This window comes from Planomonospora sp. ID91781 (assembly GCF_015711595.1).
Lineage (GTDB): Bacteria > Actinomycetota > Actinomycetes > Streptosporangiales > Streptosporangiaceae > Planomonospora > Planomonospora parontospora.
On the sequence record NZ_JABTEY010000002.1, the window covers coordinates 621,494 to 647,711 of the forward strand.

General features: G+C 74.7%; 20 protein-coding genes. 4 read left to right on the plus strand and 16 right to left on the minus strand.

All coding sequences use genetic code 11. The features are described from left to right. Complete coding sequence (locus HS048_RS22110; RefSeq protein ID WP_196468516.1) at positions 1-2,118, plus strand: FAD-dependent monooxygenase; 2,118 nt, start codon at positions 1-3, stop codon at positions 2,116-2,118. On the opposite strand, the gene HS048_RS22115 is transcribed toward HS048_RS22110, so the two are convergent. Continuing rightward, complete coding sequence (locus HS048_RS22115) at positions 2,099-2,971, minus strand: alpha/beta fold hydrolase (RefSeq protein WP_196468517.1); 873 nt, start codon at positions 2,969-2,971, stop codon at positions 2,099-2,101. The two genes, HS048_RS22110 and HS048_RS22115, sit on opposite strands and share 20 nt — an antisense overlap. 31 nt (positions 2,972-3,002) lie before the next feature. Continuing rightward, positions 3,003-4,409, minus strand: coding sequence for a nucleotide disphospho-sugar-binding domain-containing protein (locus HS048_RS22120; protein ID WP_068897232.1), 1,407 nt, complete (start codon positions 4,407-4,409; stop codon positions 3,003-3,005). Positions 4,410-4,762: 353 nt separating this feature from the next. Between HS048_RS22120 and HS048_RS22125 the strand changes: the two genes are divergently transcribed. The 3 genes from HS048_RS22125 to HS048_RS22135 all read left to right on the plus strand — a co-directional run bounded on the left by HS048_RS22125 (position 4,763) and on the right by HS048_RS22135 (position 8,260). Further along, positions 4,763-6,469, plus strand: coding sequence for an MFS transporter (locus HS048_RS22125; RefSeq protein ID WP_307832588.1), 1,707 nt, complete (start codon positions 4,763-4,765; stop codon positions 6,467-6,469). Positions 6,470-6,552: 83 nt separating this feature from the next. Next, complete coding sequence (locus HS048_RS22130; protein ID WP_196468518.1) at positions 6,553-7,617, plus strand: glucose-1-phosphate thymidylyltransferase; 1,065 nt, start codon at positions 6,553-6,555, stop codon at positions 7,615-7,617. A 112-nt stretch (positions 7,618-7,729) separates the two neighbouring features. Continuing rightward, complete coding sequence (locus HS048_RS22135; RefSeq protein WP_196468519.1) at positions 7,730-8,260, plus strand: pyridoxamine 5'-phosphate oxidase family protein; 531 nt, start codon at positions 7,730-7,732, stop codon at positions 8,258-8,260. 113 nt (positions 8,261-8,373) lie between these two features. Here the strand turns inward: HS048_RS22135 and HS048_RS22140 are convergent, their stop codons facing one another. The 14 genes from HS048_RS22140 to HS048_RS22205 all read right to left on the minus strand — a co-directional run bounded on the left by HS048_RS22140 (position 8,374) and on the right by HS048_RS22205 (position 26,015). Beyond that, positions 8,374-9,606 carry a cytochrome P450 gene (locus HS048_RS22140; protein ID WP_196468520.1) on the minus strand — a complete coding sequence of 411 codons (1,233 nt, stop codon included), beginning with the start codon at positions 9,604-9,606 and terminating at the stop codon, positions 8,374-8,376. Positions 9,607-9,697: 91 nt separating this feature from the next. Continuing rightward, positions 9,698-11,971: an excinuclease ABC subunit UvrA gene (locus HS048_RS22145; protein ID WP_196468521.1), complete on the minus strand. Its 2,274-nt coding sequence runs from the start codon at positions 11,969-11,971 to the stop codon at positions 9,698-9,700. A 103-nt stretch (positions 11,972-12,074) separates the two neighbouring features. Next, entirely contained in the window at positions 12,075-13,214 is a 1,140-nt protein-coding gene (locus HS048_RS22150) for a methyltransferase (RefSeq protein ID WP_307832589.1), read from the minus strand. Between the two features lie 127 nt (positions 13,215-13,341). Continuing rightward, the gene (locus tag HS048_RS22155; RefSeq protein ID WP_068897238.1) at positions 13,342-14,457 is read right to left on the minus strand and encodes a serine hydrolase; all 1,116 of its coding nucleotides are present in this window, start codon (positions 14,455-14,457) and stop codon (positions 13,342-13,344) included. 174 nt (positions 14,458-14,631) lie between these two features. Continuing rightward, on the minus strand, positions 14,632-15,045 hold the full coding sequence (locus tag HS048_RS22160; RefSeq protein WP_068897239.1) for an SgcJ/EcaC family oxidoreductase: 414 nt from the start codon (positions 15,043-15,045) through the stop codon (positions 14,632-14,634). A gap of 52 nt (positions 15,046-15,097) precedes the next feature. Beyond that, on the minus strand, positions 15,098-16,279 hold the full coding sequence (locus tag HS048_RS22165; protein WP_196468522.1) for an acyl-CoA dehydrogenase family protein: 1,182 nt from the start codon (positions 16,277-16,279) through the stop codon (positions 15,098-15,100). A gap of 54 nt (positions 16,280-16,333) precedes the next feature. Further along, on the minus strand, positions 16,334-17,647 hold the full coding sequence (locus tag HS048_RS22170; RefSeq protein WP_068897241.1) for an MFS transporter: 1,314 nt from the start codon (positions 17,645-17,647) through the stop codon (positions 16,334-16,336). Between the two features lie 276 nt (positions 17,648-17,923). After that, on the minus strand, positions 17,924-18,928 hold the full coding sequence (locus HS048_RS22175) for an NAD(P)-dependent alcohol dehydrogenase (RefSeq protein ID WP_068897242.1): 1,005 nt from the start codon (positions 18,926-18,928) through the stop codon (positions 17,924-17,926). Continuing rightward, on the minus strand, positions 18,925-20,067 hold the full coding sequence (locus tag HS048_RS22180; RefSeq protein ID WP_068897243.1) for an epoxide hydrolase family protein: 1,143 nt from the start codon (positions 20,065-20,067) through the stop codon (positions 18,925-18,927). The genes HS048_RS22175 and HS048_RS22180 overlap by 4 nt, the downstream gene beginning before the upstream one ends. Positions 20,068-20,222: 155 nt before the next feature. Beyond that, positions 20,223-20,852 carry an aminodeoxychorismate/anthranilate synthase component II gene (locus HS048_RS22185; protein WP_307832590.1) on the minus strand — a complete coding sequence of 210 codons (630 nt, stop codon included), beginning with the start codon at positions 20,850-20,852 and terminating at the stop codon, positions 20,223-20,225. After that, complete coding sequence (locus HS048_RS22190) at positions 20,845-22,461, minus strand: anthranilate synthase component I family protein (protein WP_196468523.1); 1,617 nt, start codon at positions 22,459-22,461, stop codon at positions 20,845-20,847. Before HS048_RS22190 ends, HS048_RS22185 begins: the two co-directional genes overlap by 8 nt. Positions 22,462-22,479: 18 nt before the next feature. Continuing rightward, a complete protein-coding gene (locus HS048_RS22195) occupies positions 22,480-23,880 on the minus strand; it encodes a phenylacetate--CoA ligase family protein (protein WP_196468524.1) in 1,401 nt (466 codons plus the stop codon). Beyond that, positions 23,877-24,548, minus strand: coding sequence for a flavodoxin family protein (locus tag HS048_RS22200; protein WP_068897246.1), 672 nt, complete (start codon positions 24,546-24,548; stop codon positions 23,877-23,879). The genes HS048_RS22195 and HS048_RS22200 overlap by 4 nt, the downstream gene beginning before the upstream one ends. A gap of 24 nt (positions 24,549-24,572) precedes the next feature. After that, a complete protein-coding gene (locus HS048_RS22205; protein WP_196468525.1) occupies positions 24,573-26,015 on the minus strand; it encodes an acyltransferase in 1,443 nt (480 codons plus the stop codon). Positions 26,016-26,218 lie beyond the last annotated feature (203 nt).

Genomic DNA, 26,218 nt, shown 5'->3' on the forward strand with positions numbered 1-26,218 from the left:
ATGCGCCGGCTCCGCGTCGACGTGGCGGGCGGCGGGCCCGGCGGGTTGTTCCTCGCCCGGCTCCTGAGGCTGGCGGACCCGTCGTCCTCGGTCCGGGTGCACGAGCGCAACGGCCCGGACGACACCTTCGGGTTCGGCGTGGTCTTCTCCGACCGCACGATGTCCTCGATCCGGGCGGCCGACCCGGAGACCCACGAGCTGATCCGCCGGGCCAGCGTCTCGTGGTCCGACATGGAGGTGCGGCTGCCCGGCGCGTCCCTGCGCTACGGCGGGTACGGCTTCACCGCCGTCTCCCGGCGCGTCCTGCTGAGCATCCTGCGGCGCCAGGCCGTCCGGGCCGGCGCCGAGGTCCGCTTCCACCGGGAGCTGCGGCTCGGCCCGGACGACGGGCCCGGGCACGTGACCGTCCTGGCGGACGGCGCCGGGTCGGCCAACCGCGGCCGGTGGGCCGGGCGGTTCGGCACCGCCGTCGAGACCGGCGCGGCCAGGTACGTCTGGTTCGGGACCGAGGCCCCGTTCGACGCGGTGACCTTCCCGTTCGTGCCCACCGGGTACGGCGTCTTCGCCGCGCACGCCTACCCGTACGGCGAGGGCCTGAGCACCTTCATCGTGGAGGCCGACGAGCGGACCTGGCGCAACGCCGGCCTGGACGCCCCGGTGCGGGCGGGCCTGACCGACCACCGCTCCCGGGAGATGCTGGCCGGGGTGTTCGCCGAGCACCTCGGCGGGCGGCCGCTGATCGGCAACGCCAGCAGGTGGCACGCCTTCCGGGTGGTGCGCAACGCCCGCTGGTCGGCCGGGAACGCCGTGCTGCTGGGCGACGCCGCGCACACCGCGCACTTCTCGGTCGGCTCGGGCACGAAGCTCGCCATGGAGGACGCCATCGCGCTCGCCGACGCCCTGCGCCGGGCCGGGCGGCCGGACGAGGCGTTCGCCGCCTACGAGGCCGCGCGCCGGGGGCCGGTGGCCCGGACCCAGGCCCTGGCCGAGCGGAGCATGCGCTGGTGGGAGAGCTTCGGCCGCCGGATGCACCTGCCGCCGCACCGGTTCGGCATGCACTTCATCACCCGCACCGGGGCGATCGCCTACGCCGGGCTGCGCCGGCGACACGGCGACCGGATCGCCGAGGCCGAGGCCGAGTTCGCCGCGCTGGCCCGCGCCGGGGGGCCTCCGGGCACGTCTCCGGTGTCCTCCGTCCCGCCGGACGGGAGGCACCGGGGCACGTCCCCGGGGCCCGCCGGCCCGCCGGATGGGAGGCGTCCTGGCACGCGTCCGCCCGCCGCCGTCCCGCCGGGCGGCGGGCCGCCTCCGATCCGGGACGGCGGCGCGCTGGGTCTCCCGGTCGACCTGGGACCGCTCCGGCTGCCCACCCGGGTGGCCGCGTGGCTGCCGGGCGGCGCGGACCCGCGGGACTCCCCCGTCCCCCGGGCCGGCGTCTCGCTGGTCCTCGCCGACCTGCGCGGCACGGCGGCGGGGAGCTCGGAGAGCCTGGAGAGGGCCGTCCGCGGCGTGGCGGCGAGGGCGGCCACGATGCCGGGCGCTGTGCCGGGTGTCGTCCTCGGCCCGGACGCGGACCCCGGCGCCGTCGGCCGGGCCGTGCACGTCGGCGGTGTCCGGTTCGTCGAGGTCGTGCCGGCCGAGGGCGTCACCGACCCCGCGGTGGTCGCCGCGCTGCTGGACCGGGTGGGACGGGTCGCGGCGGTGTGCGCGGGGCTGCGCTGCCCGGCGGAGGACGCCTGGTCCGGCCGGGCCGGGCGGCTGCTCGACCGGTGCCGGGAACTGCGCGCGCTGGGTGCGGCCTGCCTGCACCTGCACGACGCCCCGCCCTGCGCCGGCTCCGCCGGGGCGCACTGGGAGCGGCTGGTCGGCTGGGCCGACCGGATCCGGACCGAGACCGGGCTGCCGGTCCTCCTGGACGGGCCGGACGGCTGGGCGCCGTGCGGGGACGGGGCGGGGGACGACGCCGGGGCCGGGAACGCCGTCGGAGCCGGGACCGCGATCGGGGACGGGGACGACTGGGCCTCCCGGCTGCACGTGACCGTGGTCAGCGGGCGGGCCGACGTGGTCGTGGCCCGCCCGCCGGCCCGGTGCTGCGCGGTCAGGATCCGCGGGACATGACCTGGTGGGCGCCCTGCCGTTCGCCGAGCACGCGGGCGAGCGCGTCGGCGAACTCGACCGGATGCGTCACGTACCCGACGTGCCCGCCCGGGAAGTCGACGACCGGGAGGCCCAGCCGCTCGGCCAGCACGGTGTTGGGCCGGTACGGGAAGTGCTCGCGGGAGGCGCTCCCCCCGGCAAGCACCAGCCGGTCCGAGACCCCTTCCAGCGCCGCGACGTCGAGGTCGAAGGCCGGGTACGGCAGGATCTCGTGCTCGAACCAGAAGACCTGGTTGCGGCGGATCCGGGCCAGCATCGCCTCCAGCCGCTCCGGTGGGGGCTGGAGGTCCTGCGGCGGCCGCGTGGGCTCGGCCATGCCGGCCCGTTCGCGGAAGAACCGCATCGCCACCTGGGCGCCGTCGCGGCGGTACACGTCGTACAGGTCGGCGTAGAACCGCAGCCACCGCCCGGCGTCCGGCAGCACGGAGGCCAGCGGCGGCTCGTGGGCGACCAGCGTCCGGACGCTCCGCGGGTACCGCGCGAGCAGGTGGAGCGCGGTGATGGCCCCGGAGCTGCCGCCCATCACGTGCGCGGGCCCGCCGGCCAGGCGGGTGAGCAGCCGGTGGGCGTCGCCGGCGTCGGTGTCCACCCGCCGCGCGTCGTCCACCGGCTCGTCCGCCCGGCTGCGGGAGAAGCCCCGCCGGTCGTAGGTGATGACCGTGTGGCGGCCCGCCAGCGCCTCCGCCAGCGGCTCGTAGGGCCCGGCGTCGCCGTTGCCGGTGGGGATGAGCAGCAGGGCGGGACCGCTCCCGCGGACCTCGTAGTAGAGGGTCGCGCCGGGCACCGCCAGCGTGCCGGTCGTCATCGTGCGCATCGGTCCTCCAGAGGGCGGCGGCGCGGGGTGCTCACCGGCGCCGGTGCTCCGCGGTCAGCCGCTCCAGCACGGGGACCACCCCGGCCGGGCTCGGCATGGACAGCCAGTCGTCGAAGACGGCCTGCGCGCCCCGCGCGTACGAGGCGTCGTTCACCACCTGGTCGATCATCTTGCGGATCTCGTCGACCGACTGCGTCCGGTGGTCCAGCCGGGTGCCGGCGCCGCGGCCGATCACGTACTCCGAGGTGGGGGTCGCCTCCAGCTTCTTGGCCGGCAGCTCCCACGTGGTGACGGTCTCGGTGACCTCTTCGCTGACGCCGAACTCGAAGCCGTTGCGGAAGGTGCCGTCCTCGATGCTGCGCGGGTCCACCTCGGAGGGGCGGACCAGGACGGACTCCCCGGTGTCGCAGACGATCTGCGGGACCTTGGCCGCGCACGCCGCGCCGAACGTGCCGATGCCGCCGTGGTGGATGACCGCCGAGCAGGTCGGCAGCAGCTGGGTCAGCGAGACCCACTCGATCGTGCGCACGTTGCCGGGGACGTGCTCGACGCCCTCCAGCTGCAGGGGGTTGAGCGTGGCGACCAGCTCCACGTCCAGGCCCCCCGCCGCTTCGATGATCATCGGCGAGCGGCCCCAGTCGCCCTTGATGAACCGGCGGGTCGACTCCCCCAGGGTCAGGGCCACCCTGGGCACCCGCGGCCGCTCGCGGAGCCATTCGGGGAAGGGCACGGCACCGGTGTACGGCACGTACCGCATCGGCACCCTGACCGTGCCGGTCGGCAGCGTCATGCCGGGCGGCATCGGGTCGATGGACCACTGCCCGTACAGCAGTTCGTCGTCGACCTCGATCCCGTACCGCTCGGCCAGCGGCCCGACCATGTCGGCCTGCGGGTTCTCGGACAGGCCGGCCGCCCGCAGCGCGTCGCGGCGCGCGGCGAGCCGGTCGAAACTCCATCCCGGGTAGTCGGGGCCCAGCAGGAAACGGGCGTGCGCGGCACCGCAGGCGCGCGCGGCCACCGGGCCGGAGGCGAACGTCGGATCCCAGATCACCAGGTCCGGCCGCCAGGCCCGGGCGAAGTCGACCAGTTCCCCGGCCTCCGGCAGATCGGTCCGCACGTAGTCGGAGATCGCGCAGAGCAGCCACTGGTGGAAGACGATCCAGTGCTCGCGCTCCTCCCCCTGCAGACCGAGGACGTCGGCGAAGCGGAGCACCTCGCGAGGGTGCTCCGGGGGCTTGGCGTCGGACCTGATGCGCGGCTCGACGCCGTGCGGGTCCCCCAGCGGCACGGGGGTGAGGCCCGCCGCGGTGACGGCGCCGGCGAAGCTCGCGTGGGTGGCGACGCGGACCTCGTGTCCCGCGCTCTGCAGCGCCCACGCGCACGGCACCACCGGCCACAGGTGGGCGTGCGACGGGTACGAAGTGAACAGGACGCGCATGGGGCTTCCCCTGAGGATGTGAAGGCCGTGGAGCCGGGCTGGGCCGGGCCGGGACCGCGTTCCCGCGGGCGGGCGGGCGGTCCGGTCGGCCGCCCGGCGGCGCCGCCCGGCTGATACCGCCATGACGATCCCACCGCCGCCCGTCCGGGGCATCTTCCGGCGTGCGCTCCCGCGCCGTACGGCTCCACACCGTACGGCTCCGCGCCGCCGTACCGGTGCGGGAGCGGGAGCGGCCGGTGGGAGCGCACGCCGGAAGATGCCCCGGGGCTGCGCGGCCTGCGATCGTGGGCGGGACAGGTGTCGGCCGGAACCGGGTCCGCGAGGGCGCGGCCCGACGACGAGAGGACTGGTGGGTGACTACAGCGGACGTTTCCTCCGGCGCCCCGGCGCGGGCCGGGTGGCGCCAGTGGGCGGGTCTGGCCGTGATGTGCCTGCCGACCATGCTCACGACCGTGGACATCACCGTGATGTTCCTGGCGCTGCCGCACGTGAGCGCGGATCTGGGCGCGAGCGGGGTCGAGCAGCTCTGGATATCGGACGTCTACGGCTTCATGATCGCCGGGTTCCTGGTCACGATGGGCACGCTGGGCGACCGGATCGGCCGGCGCAGGGTGCTGCTGGCCGGGGCGGCGGTGTTCGTCGCCGCCTCGCTGCTGGCCGCCTGGTCGACCTCGACGGCGATGCTGATCGGCGCCCGGGCGCTGCTCGGCGTGGCCGGGGCGACGGTGGCGCCCTCGGTCCTGGCGCTGATCCGGGACATGTTCCCCGACCCCCGGCAGATGGGCACGGCCATGGGCGTGTGGGGCTCGTCCATCATGGCGGGCGTGATCCTCGGCCCGGTGGTCGGCGGCCTGCTGCTGGGCGCCTTCCCGTGGGGGTCGATCTTCCTGATGGCCGTGCCCGTCATGGGCCTGCTGCTGCTGACCGCGCCGTTCCTGGTGCCCGAGTCCCGCGACCCCGGCGCGGGGCGGCTCGACTGGGTGAGCGTGCTGCTCTCCCTGGGCGCCGTGCTGCCGCTCGTCTACGGGCTCAAGGAGCTGGCCCGCAACGGCTGGGCGCTGCCGCCGGTCGCCGCGATCCTCCTGGGGGCGGTCTGCGCCCCGGTCTTCGTACGGCGGCAGCGCGCCCTGGCCGACCCGCTGCTCGACCTGCGCCTGTTCGGCGTCCGCGCGCTCTCCGGCACCATGTCGCTGTCCTTGATGTTCGCGTTCGTCATGGGCGGGACCGGCCTGGTGGCCACGTTGTTCCTGCAGCTCGTGCAGGGGCTCACGCCGTTCGACGTCGCGCTGTGGATGGTGGTCCCGGCCCTCACCATGATCGTGGTGGGCAACGCGGCCGGCGCCGCCGCGCGGGCCGTCCGCCCCGCCTACCTGATCGCCGGAGGGGCCGTGCTCGCGGCGGCCGGCATGGTGGTGCTCACGCGGGTGGACGCCGTCGGCGGCCTGCCGGTCCTGATCGCCGGCCTGGTCATGGTCTACGCCGGGGGCAGCCCGATCACCGTGCTGAGCCCTCTGCTGGTCATGACGTCCGCGCCGCCGGAGCGCGCCGGGTCGGCCGGGTCGCTGCAGTCCACCGGGAGCGAGTTCGGCACAGCGCTGGGGGTGGCCGTGCTGGGCCTGGCGGCCACCGCGGTCTACCGCGCCCACGTCACCGTCCCCGCCGGGCTGCCCGCCGGGACCGCCGCCACGGCTCGCGAGAGCCTCAGCGGGGCGGTGCTCACCGCGCAGCAGGTGCCGGGGCGGGCCGGCGCCGAGCTGCTCGCCTCCGCCCGGGACGCCTTCACCGGCGGGCTGCACGTCACCGCGCTCATCGCGGCGGTCGTCTTCCTCGGTCTGGCCGCCGTCGCGCTGGCCGGCCTCCGGCACGTCCCGCCCACCGGTGCGGCGCAGGCCGCCGGGCCGCAGGAGGCGGACGCGCACCCGGCCGGCGGGCCGGCGGGGACCGGCCCGGAGAAGACCGGCCGGGTGGAGACCGGCCCGACGGAGACCGGCCCGGCGGGGACCGGCGGGCCCGGGCCCGCGCGGGCGTCCGAGGGCTCCGGCGGGGTCTCCGTGCGCTGAGACCCCGGCACGCGGGCCGCCGTGCGGCCGCCCGCGACCGCACGCCTCCGCAAGCTGCTCGCAGGGAAACCTCGGAGTCGATCATGAAAGCTCTTGTTCTGTCGGGCGGTTCGGGAACACGCCTGCGCCCCTTCAGCTACTCCATGCCCAAACAGCTCATCCCCGTCGCCGGCCGGCCGGTCCTGGAGCACGTCCTGCACGGCGTCCGGGACCTGGGGGTGACGGAGGTCGGCATCGTGGTGGGCGCGTGGTCGCCCGAGATCGAGCGGGTGGTCGGCGACGGCTCCCGCCTCGGGGTGCGCGTCACCTACATCCGGCAGGAGCGGCCGCTGGGCCTGGCGCACTGCGTCAGGCTCGGCCGCCCGTTCCTCGGCGACGACGACTTCGTGATGTACCTGGGCGACAACATGCTGCCCGACGGGGTCGCCGACATCGCCGCGTCCTTCCGGGCGGAACGCCCGGCCGCGCACGTGGTGGTGCAGAAGGTGGCCGACCCCCGGGCGTTCGGCGTCGCGGAGGTGGCGGCGGACGGCACCGTGCGGCGCCTGGTCGAGAAGCCCCGCCATCCGCGCAGCGACCTGGCCCTGGTCGGCGTCTACTTCTTCACCGCGGCCGTCCACGCGGCGGTCGCGGCCGTCACCCCCGGCCGCCGGGGTGAACTGGAGATCACCGACGCGATCCAGCTGCTGATCGACCGCGGCGCCACGGTCAGGGCCGCCGAGTACGGCGGCTACTGGAAGGACACCGGGCGGATCGACGACGTGCTGGAGTGCAACCGCCACCTGCTGCGCGGGCTCCGCACCGAGATCGCCGGCGAGGTCGACCCCCTCAGCCGCCTGTCCGGACCGGTGATGGTGGCGCCGGGGGCCCGCGTGGTGCGTTCGCTGGTCACCGGCCCGGTGATCATCGGCCCGGGCACCCTCGTCGAGGACAGCCGGATCGGGCCGGACGTCTCCCTCGGCCGTGACTGCGTGCTCCGCGGCACGGGCCTGGCCGGCTCCATCGTCATGGACGAGGCCTCCATCTCGGGGATCGACCGGCTGCACGACTCCCTGATCGGCCGGGCCGCCGTCATCGCCCCCGGCCCCGGTGACGTCCGGCACCGCCTCGTCGTCGGCGATCACACGCGCGTCGAGATCGCGGCGTGACAGGAGTCGTCGGACGTCCCGTCCCGGGCGGGGGCGCCCCGCTCCGGCGCACGGCGCCGCCCCGCCCCGGACACGGACGGTGAGAAGGAGAGGACGGACAGGAAGGATGGCCATGAGGAAACCTGTCGCCGAGCGGAACCTCGACGGGTACGGCGCGCCGCCGATCTCCTGGTCGCGGGTGCTGGAGCGGCTGGAGAAGGGCTTCCCGCAGGTCCCGGGCTCAGGCGGGCCCGGCCGGCACACGTGCTGGCTGACGACGGTCCGCCCGGACGGCAGGCCGCACGTCATGCCGCTGGGGGTGCTCTGGCTGGACGGCGCCCTCTACTTCAACACCGGACCGGGCACCCGCAAGGGCAGGAACCTCGCGCACGACCCGCACTGCGTCATCACGTTCGCCACGCAGGAGTTCGACCTCGTCGTGGAGGGCCGGGCGGAGCGGGTGACCGGCGAGAGGCTGCACCGGGTCGCCGAGGGGTACGCGGCGCAGGGCTGGCGGCCGTCCGTCCGCGACGACGCCCTGCACGCCGAGCACAGCGCCCCGAGCGCGGGACCGCCCCCGTGGTACGTGTACGAGGTGGCCCCGGTCAAGGTGTTCGCCCTGGGCACCGAGGCGCCGTACGGCGCGACGGGGTGGCGCTTCTGACGGTTCCGCCGCCCGCGGCCGGCGCCTCACCCCGACCGTGACGCCGGCGCTTCACCCCGACCGTCACGGGTGAGACGCCGCGTCCCCGCGTCGGGGGCGGTCGCGGGGGACGCTCAGCCGACCGTGACGGGGAACGCGTCGTGCCCCCGCACCAGCCAGCGGTCGCGGTGGACGGCGGGTCCGGCCGCGGCGAGGCCCGGGAAGCGGCGCAGCAGCATGGGCAGCGCGATCCGCGCCTCGAGCCGGGCCAGCGCCGCCCCCAGGCAGAAGTGGGCGCCGCCGCCGAAGCTCAGCGGCTGGTTGTCCGGTCTCTCCGGGTCGAAGACGTCCGGCCGGTCGAAACGGCGCGGATCCCGGTTCCCGGCGGCCAGCAGGATCACCACCTTGGTCCCCGCCGACACATGGGTGCCCAGCAGGTCGAGGTCCGCGGCGGCCCAGCGGGTGGTGGCCTGGACGGGCGGCTCGAACCGCAGGCTCTCCTCCACGTGGCCCTCGGCGAACCCCGGCTCCGCGGCGAGCCGGGCGGCGCAGGCCGGGTGCTCCAGCGCCAGCTTCAGCCCGTGGCCCAGCAGGTGGGTCGTGGTGTCGAACCCGGCCGACAGCAGCAGGACGAGGTTGCCCGTCAGCTCGTGCTCGCCGAGCCGGCTCCCGTCGGTGTCGTGCACCCGGACCAGGTCGCTGATCAGGTCGTCGGCCGGGTGCCGGCGCCGGCGGGCGATCAGCCCGGCGAAGTACGCCGACAGCTCGTCCATCGCCTTGTCCGCCGTACCGAGCACGGACGCGTCGGTGGTGCCCTCCAGCGCGAGCGTCACGTCGGCCGCCGCGGTGCGGAACCAGCCCTGGTCGTCCTCGGGGACGCCGAGCAACGCGCCGATCACCCCGACGGGCAGGCGAAAGGCGAACTCCTGCATGAAGTCCACCGGGGCTCCGCCCGCGCCGAGCTCCGCCATGCGGTCGAGCAGCCGGCCGGTCATGCGCTCGATCGCCGGCCGCAGCGCCGTCACCCGCCGGAACGTGAACGCGCCGCTGACCAGGCGCCGCAGCCGCGTGTGGTCCGGCGGGTTGGTGTACAGCATGGAGTCGGTCCACCCCCGCAGGGAGGAGTGGGAGCGCCATCCCGGCAGGGCGCGGTCGTAGCTCCCGGCGTCCTGGACCTGCAGCCGCGTCTCCCGCAGGGCGCGCGCGCACACCGCGTAGCCGACCGCGGCCATCAGGCCGGGCCTGATCCGCACCAGGTCCCCGTGGGCGCGCAGCGCCTCGTAACGGGGGTAGGGGTCGCGGCGGCCCTCCGGGGACAGGAGCGCCGCCATCGCCTCCTCGGGGGAGACCGCCGCCCGCCCGGCCATCGTCTCTCCTTTCCTCGGGGTGTCTCGTTCTCGGTGGTCCGGGCCGTCCCGGCGGGGTCTCGGCCCGCGGGCGCGGCGGCCCGGCGGGGCCTCAGCCCGCGGGCGCGGCGGCCCGGGAGCGCAGGTGGCGCCGGAGGTACTCGGCCGTGATCGAGTCCTCGGACCCGGCGAGCTCGCGGGGGGTGCCGGTGAAGACGACCCGTCCTCCGTCGTGACCGCCCCCGGGCCCCAGGTCGATCACCCAGTCGGCCCGCCGGACGACGTCGAGGTGGTGCTCGACGACCACGACCGTGTTCCCCTCGTCCACCATGCGGTCCAGCAGGGCCATGAGGGTGTCGACGTCGGACAGGTGCAGCCCCGTGGTGGGCTCGTCGAGGACGTAGACCTCTCCGCTGCGGCCGAGCCGGTCGGCGAGCTTGATGCGCTGCAGTTCGCCTCCGGACAGCGAGCTGAGCGGCTGCCCGAGGGTGAGGTATCCCAGGCCGACGTCGATGAGGGCCTGCGCCTTGGCGCGCAGGGCCTTCTCGGTGAAGAACCCGGCGGCGGCCTCGGCCGGCAGCTCCAGCACGTCGGCGATGGAGGCGCCGCGCAGCCGGTGGGCGAGCACCTCCTCCTTGAACCGCCGGCCCCCGCAGGCCTGGCAGTGGACCGTGACCGGGTCGGCGAAGGCCAGCTCGGTGATGATGGCGCCGCGCCCCTGGCACTCCTCGCAGGCGCCCTTGGAGTTGAAGCTGAACAGCCCCGCGTCGACGCCGCCGGCCTTGGCGAACAGCTTGCGGATCGGGTCCATCATGCCGAGGTAGGTGGCGGGCGTGGACCGGGAGGACGCGGCGATCGGGGACTGGTCGACGAAGACCGCCTCCGGGTGGCGGGCGCGGAACACCTCGCCGATCAGGGTGCTCTTGCCCGCTCCGGCCACGCCGGTGACGGCCGTCAGCACCCCGGTGGGGACGGCCACCGACACGTCCTTCAGGTTGTGCAGGCCGGCGTGCTCGATCCGCAGCTCGCCCCGCGGCCGGCGGACGTCCTCCTTGACCTCGGCCGGGGCGCCCAGCGCGCGGCCGGTGGCGGTGCCGGACCCGCGCAGGCCGTCCAGGTCGCCCGAGAAGACGATCTCGCCCCCGTGGGAGCCCGCGCCCGGGCCGACGTCGACGACGTGGTCGGCGACGGCGATCACGTCGGGGTCGTGCTCGACGACCAGCACCGTGTTGCCCCGGTCGCGCAGGGCCCGCAGCTGCTCGGTGAGCCGCTCCACGTCGCGCGGGTGCAGGCCGACGCTCGGCTCGTCGAAGATGTACGTCAGGCCGGTCAGCTCGCTGCCCAGGTGCCGGACCATCTTCAGCCGCTGCCCCTCCCCGCCGGAGAGCGTCGGCGTGGGGCGGTCCAGGCTGAGGTAGCCGAGCCCGATCGCGATGACGCGGTCCAGGGCGGCGGCGATCGGGGCGGCCAGCGGGTCGTCGGTCCCGTTCAGCGCCTCGCGCAGGTCGGTGATCTGCATGGCGCACCACTCGGCGATGTTCCGGCCGCCGACCCGGGTGGCCAGCGCGGTGGCGTTCAGCCGGGCGCCCCCGCACGCGTGGCAGACGCCGGTGGTCATGAACCGCTCGACGGTCTCGCGCCGCTTGGCGCTCAGCGCGGACAGGTCGCGCTTGAGGTTGAGCCGGGTGAAGCGGTCGATGACCCCCTCGTAGTTCGTCTGGAAGGAGACGTTCTTCGTCTTGACCTGGATCTTGGGGCCGCCCGTGCCGTGGAGCAGGTCGTGCCACTCCTCGTCGGTGAAGTCCTGCAGCGGCTTGGCCGGGTCGAAGCGGCCGGAGTTGACCCAGATCTGCCAGTCGGGGCTGCCCACCTTGTACTCGGGGTACCGGATCGCCCCGTCCTCGAGGGACCTGGTGCGGTCGAAGAACAGCTCGAGGTCGACCTGGACCGCGCGGCCCAGCCCCTCGCACTCCGGGCACATGCCCGCCGGGTCGTTGAAGGAGTACGTCGAGACCCGCCCGCCGGGCCCCTCCTGCCGCGCGAACAGGGCGCGGACCATGGAGTAGATGTCGGTCATCGTCCCCACGGTGGACCGGGCGTCGCCGCCCACCGGCTTCTGGTCGACGATCACCGGGGTGGTCAGGTTCTCGACGGCGTCGGCCTGCGGCCGCTCGTACTTCGGCAGCTGGTTGCGGATGAACCAGGGGAACGCCGCGTTGAGCTGGCGCTGCGCCTCGACGCCCACGGTGTCGAAGACGAGAGACGACTTGCCCGAACCCGACACCCCCGTGAACACGGTGATCTTGTTCTTCGGGATCGTCAGGGAGACGTCCTTGAGATTGTGCACCCGTGCCCCGGTGATCCGGATGCCGTCCTGCTCCGCCATCGGCGGCCCTCTCCTTCCTGTCGTTCCTGCCGTTCCGCGCGACCGCCGCCCGGCCGCCCTGCCGTCATCCGGCTCCGGCCGCCGCCGTCCGGTCGCCCTGCCGTCATCCGGCTCCGGCTCCGGCTCCGGCCGCGGCCGCCGTCCCGGCCCTTCCGGCTCTTGCGGCCCGGTCGGCCGCGCCGTCCCGTACGGCGTGCCCCGCGTCCCCGGCGCTCTCCTCCTGCCGGTCCGGGGGGCGGCGCGCGGCGGTGAACTCGACGACCGACAGCCGCCCGGCGGGGTGCACCGCCACCGCCGTCAGCCCGGCGTCCGCCGCCAGCCCGGCCAGTTCGGCGGCCCGGCGCTCCCTGCCGCCGTAGTAGGCGAGCATCCGCAGGTCCATGGCGGTGTGCGGCGACTCGCCGTCCGGGCCGATCCGCTCGATGACGAAGACGGAGCCGCCGTCGCCGGCCGCCTGCGCGCAGCGGCGCAGGATCGCCCGCGCCGCCTCGTCGTCCCAGTCGTGGACGACCGACGAGAGCAGGTAGCCCCCGCCGCCGCCCGGCAGCGGGTCGAAGAAGCTGCCGGGCACGACGTCACCCCGGTCGGCGAGCCCGGCCCCGGCCAGGGCCCTGCGCGCGGTCTCCGCGGTGCCGGGCAGGTCCACCACGGTGCCCCGCAGCGCGGGGAACCGGGTCAGCAGAGCGATCATGAGCGTGCCGTCGCCGCCGCCGACATCGACGACGTGGCCCAGCGCCCCCCAGTCGTAGGCCGACACGATCTCCGCGGCCCGCTCGACGGCGTCGGCCCCCATCCGGGCGTCGAAGGAGGCGGCCAGGCGCGGGTCGTCCGCCAGGTCGTCCCAGAAGGGGCGGCCGAACTGCACGGGGTAGGCGGCCTCGCCGGTCCGCACGCTGTGCAGGAGCCGGGCGAAGCAGAGCTCGGCGCGGCCGACCGCGCCGTCGATGTCCAGCATGGCGCGCAGGTGGCCGGGATGGTCGTCGCGCAGCGGCTCGCCCAGCGGGGTCAGCGAGTACCGCCCGGCGTCGTCCCGGGCGAGCACGCCCTTGGCCGCCAGGTGCCGCAGCACCCGCTCCAGCGCGTCGGCGTCCGCGCCGGCCTCCTCGGCGAGCTCCGGCGCGCTCCGGGGCCGTCCGGCGACCCGGTCGGCGATGCGCAGCGTGGCGGCCACCCGGATCGCCATCGGGGTGGCCAGGTGCGCGAGCGACCACAGCCTGGCGCTCATGTCGGTCCTGTCCGGCAACGCGTCCTCCTCGATCCCGTTGCGGAGCGCCGGTCGCGGCCCGGTCCGGCCCTTTGCGGCCGACGGGCCGTACGACTCCGGCGCGGCGCGCGGCGGCGGCGCGGACGAGGCCGCCGCGCGCCGTCCCTCAGCCGGAGAGCGCCGACGAGGCGACGATCTCCGCGACCTTCTCGTAGGCGGTGAACTGCCCCATCGCGATCCGGGTCTTCGTCACGGCGACCACCGTCCCGGTGGCGGTGTCCGCGGACACCGCGGCCCCGTTGGTGCCCGCGAAGCCGAAGGCGGTCGGGGTCTCCCCCGCCTGCTTGATCGGCTGGCCGAAGTCGTAGCCCAGCGTCCGCGTGGCGGGGAACCCGAAGATCTGGTCCTGACCGGTCTCGGCCGGGGCGGTGACCTCCCGGAGCCGCTCGGGCGAGATCAGCCGGACCCCGTCCACCTCGCCCAGGAGGGCGGCGTACATGCGCGCCACCGCCCGCGCGGTCATGGTGCCCCCCGCCGGGACGTCGGCGGTGAGGAAGGACGGGCGGTTGTACAGCTCGGCCGAGGGCGCCACGGACAGCGGCGCCGTCTTGAACATCGGCAGGTCCGCCGGCATCGAGGCCGCCATCTCCGCGGCGCCCGGCATGTCCTCCAGCCTGGCCACGTCGGCGAGGCGGGACTCGGGCACCGCGAAGTACAGCTCGTCGGCGATGCCGAGCGGAGCGGCGACCTCCTCGCGCAGCACCTGCGAGATGGGCTTGCCGGTGGCCCGCCGGACGATCTCGCCGACGAGGTAGCCGAACGTCAGCGTGTGGTAGCCGGTCTTGGTGCCCGGCTCCCACCACGGCTCGGCGTCCTCGATGTCGGAGACCATCTTCTGCCAGTCGGACAGGTCCTCCGGCTTGAGGTCCGCCGGCACGCCGGGCACGCCGGCCGAGTGGGTCAGCACGTGGCGGACCGTCGCCGCGTCCTTGCCGTGCGCGGCGAACTCGGGCCACAGCTCGGCGACGCGGGTGTCGTAGCCCAGCACGCCGCGCTCGACGAGCACGTGCACGACGGTGGCGGCCACGCCCTTGCCCATGGAGGTGCTGAAGATCGGGGTGTCGGAGGCGAGCCGGCGGCCCGTCTCCGGGTCGGCGACGCCTGCCACGGCGTCGGCCACCAGGGCGCCGTCGTGGTAGACGGCGGCCTGCAGGCCCGTCTCGGCACCGGACTCGACGAGCTGGTCGAGGGCCTCCTGGACTAGCTTCTGGATGTCGCTCATGGTGGGGAAGTTTCTCCTTTCTCGGGTCCGTGCCAGGACCTCCGACGGGCGTGTCCTCCGGAACGCGGGCGCTCGGCGCCCCTGCCGAATCGTGGCCCCGGCCGCCCGGTGCGGCATCTTCTGGATTGCGGACTTCCGCCGGGGCCGGCGCGGTCGCGCCGGCCCCGGCGCGGGTCAGCTCCCGGCCGCGTCGCGCGGGCTGTTCTGGTAGGCCGCCAGGCGCCACTGCCCGTCCTGCTCGACGAGCACCCAGCAGGCCCGTACGGCCCGCTCGGCGGAGACCTCGCTCTCGCCGGGCGCCAGCACTCCCCCCTGGGTGATCAGCACGGCGGTGCGGTCGCCGACGAGCCTGACGTCCACCGGGGCGCCGGTCACCCGGGTCCCGCGGTAGGGGCCGGCGAACGCCTCCGCCATGAACGAGCGGATCTCCTCACGTCCCTTGCGGTAGACCCCGGGCAGGATCATGGTCCCGTCCTCGGTGAACACCCCGGCGAAGGCGTCGGCGTCCTGGTCGGCCCAGGCCTCGATGATGCGCTGGGGAACCGCGGCCGCCTGCTCGACGGCGGTCGTGGTCGCGGTGGTGGTCATGTTCGTCCCTTCCTCCGCGGTGCCCGGGCCGGGGCACCGCGACCGTCGGCGGTCAGATGTAGTGGGTGTTGGGCTCCAGGCCGCACAGGACCCGGCCGTACAGCTCGGCGTTGGTGTCGGGGTGCATCAGGGCGTGCAGGTTCAGCGCCTGCACGTCGCGCTCGATCCGCTGGATGGGCACGTGGCTGTAGATCGACGATCCGCCGCTGGCGTTGTTGAGGACGTCCACCGCCTCCTTGGCCAGCCTGCAGGCCGCGCCCATGTCCGCGCGCGCCCTGGCGCGCTCCTCGATGGTCCACGGCTCGCCCGCGGCCGCCTTGGCGTCCACGGTCGCGGCCAGCCGGTGGGCGTGGAACTCCGCTTCGTCGATCTTCATGGTCGCCTCGGCGACCTGCAGGTGGGTCAGCGGCGCGACCCGCTGGCTCTCGTAGTCGGTGTAGGTGATCCTCCGGTCCGGGAGCCGCTCGAGGAACGCCTCGCGGGCGGCCCTGGCCAGCCCGATCGCGGTCCCGACGGAGGAGGCGGAGGCGACCGGGAGCAGGGGCGCCCGGTAGATCGCCGAGGCGGCGCTCCGCTCGGAGGCGGGCTGCCCGGACAGGACCGCGCCGAGCGGGAGCACCCGCGCGGCCGGTACGAACACGTCCTGCGCCACCGTGGTGACGCTCCCGGTGCCCCTCAGCCCGGCGGTGTGCCAGTCGTCGACGATCTGCAGGTCCGACATGGGGACCAGCGCGACGATCGGCACGGGCTCGGCGCCGGGCTCGATCCGGACCGCCACGATCTCCTGCCAGTGGCTGTGCAGCGCGCCGCTGACGAACCCCCACCTGCCGTTGACCACGACGCCGCCGTCCACGGGGGCGGCCGTCGCCGTCGGGCTCAGCGTCCCGCACACCCGGACGTCCGGCGTGGCGAACACCTCGTCCTGCACCTCGTCCGGGAACAGGCACGCCATCCAGGTGGGGATCCAGTAGACCGAGGCGGTCCACGCGGTGGAGCCGTCGGCGCGGGCCAGTTCGGCGGCCACCTCCACCAGGGTCCGGGTGTCGCACTCGTAGCCGCCGTGGCGCCGCGGCGTCCTCAGCCGGAAGATCCCGGCCTCGGCCAGCACGGCGATCGACTCCTCGTGCAGCCGCCGGTTCTCCTCGGACCAGGCGGCCTTCGAGCGCAGCGCGGGCACCGACTGGGCCGCGCGCCGTACGAGTTCGTCCCGCGTCGGGACATCGATGGTGAGCAATTTCTCCTCCAGAGCAGGATCGGTCGGGAAGCGCCGGCGCGGCCGGTGGAGCGGTCACCCGGCCAGGCCGGCGGGCTCGTGCCGCCGCGGGGCGGGCCCGCCGTACGGTTCCGCGGCGGGCCGGCGGGTCGCGACGACGGCGGCGAGCCAGCCCAGCAGCACCGTCGCCATCACCCCGGCGACGTACCAGCCGGACAGGCCGCGCCCGTCCAGGTAGGTGGCGATCGACGGGGTGAGGCCGCCGAGGACCGCCGTGGTGAGCCCGTGCGGCAGGCCGATCCCCAGGCCGCGCACGTCGGGCGGGAAGACCGCGGCGAGCATCTTCGGCATGACGGCCGTCACGCACCCCATGTACAGGACGCCGCTGCCGTAGGCGGCCGTCAGGGCCGCGAGGTCGGGCGCCATGCCGAGGTAGGTGTACGGCCCGGCGACCGCGAAGACGAGGGTGACGGCGGTGAGGAAGCGCCGTTCCCCGACCCGGTCGGCGAGGCGGCCGAGGAACGGCATCACCGCCATCGAGGCCAGGTTGACCAGGACCACGGCCCAGAACATCGTCCCCGGCGGGGCGATGCGGTGCCCGATCGCCGGCACCACCGTCGACCAGGTGCCGATGACGGTGGTGAGCCCGGCCACGAACAGCACCACCAGCAGGACCTGGCGCCGGTGGCCGACCAGGACCCGGCGGAAGGAGCCGCGGGCGGGCCGGGGCCGCACCTCGCGCTCGAACACGGCGGTCTCGGCCAGGCGGTTGCGCGCCAGCAGCAGGATGACGCCGAACACCCCGCCGAGCAGGAACGGCACCCGCCAGCCCCACTCGGTCATGGCCGCCGGGCCCAGCCACTCCGAGAGCCCGCCGCCGAGCAACGCGGCGAGGAACGCGCCCGCCGAGGCGGTCATCGAGAACAGGCCGCCGTAGAAGCACTTGCGGTTCTCCGCGGCCAGCTCCATCAGGTAGGTGACCGCGGCGGGCCACTCCCCGCCGGAGGACAGTCCCTGGGCGGCTCTGGCCAGCAGCAGGAGCAGCGCCGCGGACACGCCGATCTGCTCGTACGTCGGGGCGACCCCGATGAGCGTGGATCCGGCGGCCATCAGGGCGATCGAGAGCAGCAGGGCGGGCCGGCGCCCGCGCCGGTCGGCCAGCCGGCCGAACAGGATGCCGCCGAGCGGCCGGAACAGCATGCCGGCGGCGAAGACCGCGAACGCGCCGAGCAGCGACGTGACCGGGTCGGCGGCCGGGAAGAACTGCGCGGCGAACAGGGGGGCGAAGAGGCCGTAGGCCAGCCAGTCGAAGTATTCGACGAAGTTGCCGACCACGGTCGCCGCGACGGAACGGCGAAGCCGTGGCTCCGGCACGGCGGAACCCGTCATGCTTCATACGTCCTTTTGTCCGAGAGGGCGGATGGATTTCTCACGGCGCCTTTCCCTCGGCGCCTTTCTTCTTTCTTCTCCGCGGTTCTCCGCGGTTCTCCTCCGTGCGGATTCTGCTTCCAGGATCACACCGGCCGCGTCCGCCGGACTACTTCTCGATTGCCGGGATCCGCCCGGCGCGGCCGGGGTCCCGGCCGCACCCCCGCGGCGTTCCCGGTCCGGCCGGTCCGCGCCGTCCGGTCCCCGTCGTGCGGTGCGCCGGTCAGTCCGCGTCGGTCAGTCCGCGCCTATCACGACCTTGCCGACGTGCCGGCCGGAGGCGAGGCGGCGGTAGGCCGCGGCGGCGTCGGAGAACGGGAACACGCTGTCGACGACGGGGTGGATGCGGTGCCGTTCCAGCGCCCGGTTCAGCTCCTCGAACATCTCCCGGCTGCCCACCAGGACCCCCTGGACGGTGAGGGCCTTGCGCAGCAGGGGGACCGGGCCGACGCCCTCCCCCCGGCTCAGGACCCCGATGACGCTGATCCGGCCCCCGGTCCGGGCGGCCGTGATCGACTGGCGCAGCGTGCCGGCCCCGCCGACCTCGATGACGTGGTCCACGCCGCCCGTCCGCTCGTGCACCGTCGCCCCCCAGCCGGGGTCGGCCGCGTGGTCGACCACGTCGGCGGCACCGAGCCCGCGGAGCCGGTCGAGCTTGTCCGCGCTGCCGGAGGTCGCGGTCACGTGGGCGCCGCCGGCCGCGGCGAGCTGCAGCGCGAAGAGCGAGACCCCGCCGCTGCCCAGCGTCAGCAGCCGCTGCCCCGGCCGCAGGCCGCCCACCTCGACCAGCGCGTGCCAGGCGGTCACCGCGGCGCAGGGCAGCGTCGCGGCCTCGAGGAGGCTCAGGTGCGCGGGGACCGCGACCAGGGCCTCCTCGTCGAAGACCACGTACTCGGCGAGGACCCCGTCCAGCGATCCGCCGAGCATGCCGGCGACCTTCTCCGCGGTCGGCGGGCCCGCGGTCCAGCGCGGTATGACGGTGCCGGCCACCCGGTCCCCCGGCCGCCAGCGCGTCACCCCGTCACCGGTCGCGGCGACCTCGCCCGCGCCGTCGGAGAGCGGGACCACCCCGGGCCGGACGTCGCGCCCGTAGGCGGCGCGGGCGATCAGCAGGTCCCGGTGGTTCAGCGACCACGCGCGCATGCGGACCAGCACCTGGCGCGGGCCCGGCCGGGGTTCGTCGCGCTCGCCGAGCCGGAGCGCGTCCACGCCGCCGAACTCGGGCAGGTGGTAGTACCTCACCGCAGGGAGCGGGCGAACGCGCGCACGTCGCCGACGAACAGCTCGGGCTGCTCCATGGCGGCGAAGTGCCCGCCGCGGTCGAACTCGGTCCAGTGCGAGAGCGTCGGCAGGATCCGTTCGGCGAAGCGCCGGACCGGCCGCGAGGCGTCGGCGGGGAAGACCGCCACCCCGACCGGCATCGTCAGGGGCCAGGGGCCGCCCCAGGTCCGCACGAAGTCGGCGGTGAGGTGGGTCGTCTCGTAGTAGAGCTGCGCGCTCGACCCCGCGGTGGCGGTGAGCCAGTAGATCATGACGTTCGTCAGCAGCCGGTCCCGGTCCACCGCGTCCTCGGGCGACTTCTCCGAGTCGGTCCACTCCTTGAACTTCTCCACGATCCAGGCGAGCTGGCCGATCGGGGAGTCGGTCAGGCCGTAGGACAGGGTCTGCGGCCGGGTCGACTGGATCTTCTGCCAGCCGAGGCCGTCGTCGGCGAACCACTGGGCGTGCGCCAGCCGGGCCCGGTCGGCCTCGTCGAGGTCGGCGAGGGCGGCGGGGTCGTCGGGCGGGAACGTCACCAGCATGTTGAGGTGGACCCCCGCGACGTGCTCCGGGTCGGCCAGGCCGAGGTGCAGGGAGATCACCTTGCCCCAGTCCCCGCCCTGGGCGATGTACCGGTCGTAGCCGAGGCGGCGCATGAGCTCGGCCCACGCCCGCGCGACGCGGGGGACGTCCCAGCCGGGCTCCCGGGCCGGGCCGGAGAACCCGAACCCCGGGATCGACGGGATGACCACGTGGAACGCGCAGTCGGGATCACCGGTGGTCAGCGGCTCGATCACGTCGAGGAACTCGGCGAAGGAGCCGGGCCAGCCGTGCGTGATGATCAGCGGCACGGCCCCGGGGTGCGGCGACCGCACGTGCAGGAAGTGCACGTTCGCGCCGTCGATCTCGGTGGTGAACTGCGGGTACCGGTTGAGGCGGGCCTCGGCCGCCCGCCAGTCGTAGCCGGTCCGCCAGTATTCGGCCAGTTCCCTGAGGTAGTCGAGCGGCACGCCGCGCTCCCAGCCGGCGGCCGGCGCCTCACTCGGCCAGCGGGCCGTGCTCAGCCTCCGGTGCAGGTCGTCGAGGTCGGCTTGCGGGATGTCGATGCGGAAGGGGCGCATGGGTCACCTGTCTTTCTCCACCGCGGCCGCGACGGTGGCCGTTCGGGTCGGGCGGCGAGATCGGCCGATCACTCGGACGGTCCCACCGGTGGCGGTGCGCCGCATCTCCGGGGTTGCGCGGTTCCGGCCCGCCCCGGCGGCGCGGGCGGCGGCCGTCACGCGGCCTCGGAGGCGGCCGCGTGCCGGTTCCAGGCGGGGTAGACCGCGCAGGCGGCGGTGAAGGCACCGATCATCCGCATGCCGTCCTCGGTGTGGACGCTCTCCGGATGGAACTGCACGGACTCGATCGGGAGGCTGCGGTGCCGCAGCCCCATGACGTAGCCGTCGTCGCGCGAGCGGGCGCTGACCTGCAGGCAGTCCGGGACGGTGTCCTCGACCACGATCAGGGAGTGGTACCGGGTCGCGCGGAAGCCGTCGCGCATCCCGGCGAACACTCCTCTGCCGTCGTGCGCGATACGGCTGGTCTTGCCGTGCATCAGGTGCCGCGCCGGCACCACGTCCGCGCCGTAGGCCAGGCCGATCGCCTGGTGCCCGAGGCAGACGCCGAGCATCGGCACCTGCCCGGCGAGGGCCCGCACGAGCTCCACGTGGCCGGACTCCGCCGGATGGCCGGGTCCGGGTCCCAGCAGGATGCCGCCGGGCCGCATCCGCCGCACGTCGTCGGGGCGCAGCTCGTGGGCGCGCACCACCACCGGGTCGGCCCCGGCGGACATCAGGTACTGGCGGATGATGTAGACGAAACTGTCGAACGCGTCGACGACCAGGATCCGCGTCGAATCACTCACGGCGCCCCCGCTCTGCCCAAGGGTCCTCAAGGTGTGGTGGCGGCTTCACGGATGCGGCGCGGACCGGGTGCCCGCGCCGGTGGCCGCGCGGGCCGCCCCGGGCGCCGCCCGGTCCGGCCCGCGGCGGTTCCCCGCCGGTCACCGCCCAGTAGGCGGCGGTGGACTTGGCGAGGGTCTCGGCCCACTCCCGCTCGGGGACCGAGTCGGCGACGACGCCCGCCGAGGCCCGGATCCGGTAGGTCCCGTCCCGGTGCAGGAGGGTGCGGATGCACAGCGCGAGATTGACGTAGCCGCCGACGTCGATCAGGCCCAGCGCTCCGGCGTACAGTCCCCGGCGGCTGCTCTCGACCTCCTCGATGATCTCCATCGCGCGTATCTTCGGGGCGCCGGTCACGGTGCCGGCGGGGAACAGGGCGGGGATGACCGTGAAGGCGTCCTCGCCCTCCTCCGCGCGCCCGGCCACGGTGGACACCAGGTGCAGCACGTGCGAGTAGCGTTCGACCGCCATCAGGTCGGGCACGTCCAGCGTGTCCGCCCGGCAGATCCGGCCGATGTCGTTCCGGCACAGGTCGACCAGCATCGTGTGCTCGGCGATCTCCTTGGGGTCCGAGCGGAGCCGCCCGGCGACGTCGTCGTCGGCGGCGGCGCCCCGCGGGGCCGTCCCGGCGATCGGCCGCATGAGCACACGGCCCTCCTCGACCCGCACGAACACCTCGGGGCTGGCGCCGATCACGGTGTGCGGGCCGAGCGTCGTCAGGTACATGTAGGGCGACGGGTTGCGGGCGCGCAGCCGGCCGTAGACGTCGACCGGGTCGGCCTGGCTCCGGATCCTCAGCTCGTGGCCGATCTGCACCTGGTAGACGTCGCCCACGGCGATGTGCTCCAGGCAGCGGCGGACGTTGCGCAGGTAGCGGTCGCGGCCGGTGTCCCCCCGGACGGCCGCCGCCGGCAGGTCGCCGTCGGAGCGCACCGGCAGCGGCCGTACGGCCCCGCCCAGCAGGCCGAGCAGCGGCTCCGGGTCCAGGCGGGGCCAGGCGTCGCTCTCGTGCAGCAGGAGCTCGGAGCGGCCGGTCGCCCGGTCCGTCACCAGGCAGCCCTGGTGCAGCACCAGGTGGACGTCGGGCAGGTCCGGACCCCGTTCGATCAGGTGGGGCAGCTCCTCGACGTAGCGGGCGGTGTCGTAGCCGAAGTAGGCCAGGAAGCCGAACCGGAACCGCGACGCCGAACCCTCCGCCAGGAACGCCGACTGCAGCGCCCGCAGCACCGGCCACAGGTCGCGGGGCCGGCGCAGGGCCAGCCGGTCTCCTCCGCCCGCCAGCAGGGGCCCGATCCGGCGCAGCACCGCCTCGCGCAGCGCGGGCACCCCGCCGAGCCGCACCCGGCACCGCGTCACCGAGAACGTGAGCAGGGTTCCGAACCCGGTGACGTGGTAGCGGCAGTCGTTCTCCGGTCCGTCCCCGGACTCCAGGAGGTACACCTGGTCCCGTCCGAACCTCCCGGCCAGCGCCAGGTAGGCCGGGAGCGCCTCCGTCGGCGGCAGGGTCCGCCGTACGGTGTGCACGCGCACCCGCCGCGCCCCGCCCTCCGGCGCCGTCCTCGAGTCGGTCATGGCGGCCATCCCGGCGCCTCAGGTGGTGACCGCGTAGCGGTGGGCGACCCGGCGCGCGGCCAGCGACGCGCCGTCCGCCTCGGACCGGTTGTCGAGGATGCGCGCCGCCTTCCAGCTCACGTACGAGCCCGTCGCGGTCACCGGGTCCAGGTCGGGTTCGGCGACGACCCGGGCGCGGACGCCGGCGCGCTCGCGCAGCCGGGCGGCCACGCCCTCGCCGAGCGCGCGCGGGTCCCCGGCCTGCGGGAGCAGGTCCATGCGGACCGTCACCTCGTCGGCGCCGTCGCGTCCGTCGATGACGATCTGGTACCCGAGGCAGCCGCGGACCCCGTCGAGCACCGTCGCCTCCAGCTCGGCCGGGAGCAGCGTGGCCGAGCCCAGCGGGATCCGGTCGCCCACCCGGCCGAGCACCCGCACCACCGGTCCCGGCAGCGCGGCGTCCGCCGGCGCGGGGGTGATCCGGACGAGGTCCCCGGTGCGGTAGCGGATGAGCGGCTTGATCCCGTCGACCAGCATGGTGAGGACGAGTTCACCGGTCCCGGTGTCGCCGAGGAGCCGGCCGGTGTCCGGGTCGACGAGCTCCACCAGGTAGTTGGGCTGCGACAGGTGCAGCTCGCCGGTGACCGCGCCGGTGGCGATGCACAAGGCCTCCTGGGAGCCGTAGAGCGCCGGGTAGACCGTCGCACCGGGCCACACCGAGGCCGCGTTGGCGGCGAACTGCGGGGTGCACACCTCGCCGAGCACCAGGAACGCCGCTATCGGCAGCCGCGCCGGGTCGTACCCGTGGTGCAGGGCGGCCTTGGCCAGGCTCAGGCACATGGCCGGGGCGCAGACGACGACCTCGACCCCCAGCTCCTCGATGAGCCGCAGCGCCGTACGGAACCCGACCCGCGGCGACTCGGGCCAGATCTTGACGTGGCAGGCGCCCAGTGCCGCGGCGACCGAGCCGAACACGTCGCCGAAGGCGTAGAGCTCGGAGGGGCCCATCAGGCCGACGACGGGCATGCGGTCGCCGAACCGGGCGCGGAACAGCCGGCGCCAGGACTCCTCGACGGCGGCGTTGCTGGTGAGGACGTCCTTCACCCCGCGCGGGCAGGGCGTGGGCGGGCCGGTCGTGCCCGTCGTCTCGTAGAAGACGGACGCCTCGGCCGGACTGCCCGACAGCACGTCGTACTTCTCCCGCCGCAGGTCCTCCTTGGTGGTGAAGGGCAGCGTGTGCAGCGTCCGCGGGGTGACGCTCCCGACGTCCACACCGGCGAGGTGGCGCCGGTAGAAGGGCGAGCGCTCGGTGACGTGCCGCAGTACGGCCGTCAGGCGACGGCCGTACCAGCGGTCCCAGTCCCGGCGCGTCATCGTGCCGCCGCGGAACCGGTGCAGGACCTCCTCGTACTCGCGCCGGAAGTCCTCCAGGCCGTTCACACGCGCTCCCGCAGCTCGTCCAGGGCCAGGCCGACGCGTTCGTTGCGCTCGGTGACGGCGAGGATCTCCTGCCGCCCGGTCAGCGCCCGGTACTCCTTGATCATGTGGATCATGTCGATCATGCGCTCGACCATCCGGGCCACGTTGGTCAGGCCCTCCTCGTCCTTCCAGGCGTCGCCCCTGTGCAGCGCGTGCACCTGGGCGGGGAACCCGCTGCCGACGAGGATCATCCGGTTGAGCAGGGCGTTGACCGTCAGCTGGGCCCAGACCTCTCCCGCGCTGTAGCGCCGGGCGACCGCGATGACACCGGCCACCTTGTTGCTGAGCGGGCGGTCGAACCGCAGGTAGCCGACGCCCGAGCGCTCGATGAACGTCTGCATCAGGCCCGCGGTGCCGAACCCGTGCACCGGGGCGGCGTAGATGATGCCGTCGGCGGCGACCATCTTCTCCACCACGGCGGGGACGTCGTCCTGCACCGCGCAGGGCACGGGCCGGTCGTTGCAGTCCCCGCAGGGGCCGCACCGGGTCATCCGGATGTTCCTGAGGTCGACGACCTCCAGCTCGGCCTGCCGGCCGGCGGCCACGCGCGCGGCGTGCCGCAGGACGTCCGCGGTGTTCCCGTCGCGCTCGGATCCGTTGATCGCCACGATCCTCGCTCTGGTCGACACTTCGGTGACCTCCTCGGTAGGGGTTCAGCGCGGCGCGCTGGGGGCGGTGTCCGTGATGGCGGGGACGGCGGCTCCGGCGGCCGGCGCGGTGGAGGTGGCCGGTGCCGTGGAGGTGGCCGGTGCGGCGGAGGTGACCGGTGCCGTGGAGGTGACCGGTGCGGTGGAGGTGACCGGTGCGCCGCCGTCCGCGGCCGCCACCGGGGCGGGAGTCACGGGAGCGGGCGCCGAGCCGGAGGTGCGGCGGCCCGCCAGCCGGGCCACCGGGCGCTCCAGCAGGTGGTAGCCGGCCGCCGCCGCCACGAACGTGAGCACCGCCGTGAACGCCAGCAGCTCCCAGAAGCCCGCCGTCCCGCGCCACTGCACGCTCGCGACGGCGGGGCCGCCGAAGAGCGCGCCGTTGGAGAACCAGTACTCGATGACGAGGACGTGCCACAGGTAGACGCCGTAGGAGATGCGCCCGAGGTAGCGCAGCGGCCGGTTGCCCAGCACCGCGTCCAGCGCCCGGGTCCCGGAGTTCGCCACGGTGGTCAGCAGCACGATCGCCACGCCGAAGAGGGAGGCCGCGACGATCCCGCTCATCTCGTAGACGAAGCCCGACCAGGCGCCGGGGACGGGCGCGCCGAACGGCTTGAGGCCGTACACGGCGTACGTCGCCAGGGCCACCAGCCAGAGCAGGCCCGGCCACCGGGCGGTCAGCCGGTGGATCGACGGCTGCCGGGAGGTCGCCTCCGCGTAGGCGGACGCCACCGCCAGCGCCATGCCGGCGGCGAAGTAGTGCAGGTAGTGCAGCGGCCAGAAGTACTGCTCGAAGGAGAAGGACCCGACCAGGGACGGTATGCGCGTGTAGACCACCCAGGCGAGCCCGGCGAGCGCGAAGAGGGCCACCGGGAGCAGCATCCTGCGGGCGCGCCGGGCCGGGTCGTCCGCCCGCCGCGCGTACCGGTGCCCCAGCCAGGCCAGGACGGGGATGGCGAGGTAGAAGGAGATCTCCGCGGTCACCGTCCAGGTGTGCTCGAGGCCGAACATCGGCTGGCCGGCCGCCCAGAAGAAGTGCACCAGCAGGAGCGGGCGGAGTACGTCGCCGATCGAGTCGATGTTGAAGAGGTTGATCGTCAGCAGTCCCACCACGGCGATCAGCCAGTACAGCGGCAGGATCCGCAGCGCGCGCCGGAGCAAGAACCGCCCCACCGCCGGCCGGGCCTCCCGTGTGAGGGTCGCGCGGGCGAACGGGCGGTAGAGGAACAGTCCCGACAGCACGAAGAACGGGGGCAGCATGACCCCCAGGCCGTCGGCCAGCACTCCCCAGACGCCGTCGCCGGGCTGCTGGACGAAACTGGTGATCCCGGCCATGAAGGCGACGTGGTAGACGAGCACGCCCGCCGCCAGGAGCCCGCGCAGTCCTTCGAGCCGGGGGATGCGCTTGCCGCTGCCGGTGCCCACACCGTTGAGGCCGTCTGTAGCCACCATAGGTGCTCCCTCAGTGATTCGGTCCGTCCGGTCGGCTCGCGCGCCGGGTCGTCGCCCCGGCGCGCCCCTCGCCGATCATCAGCACAGAATCCTTACTCCGTCCTTCTTTACCGGCATCTTCTGAAATGCCGCCGAAAACGCACTTCGAGCGGTAAACCCGAAAAGGCATTCATGAAGAAGAAGGAGGCCCCGCCGGCTGGAAC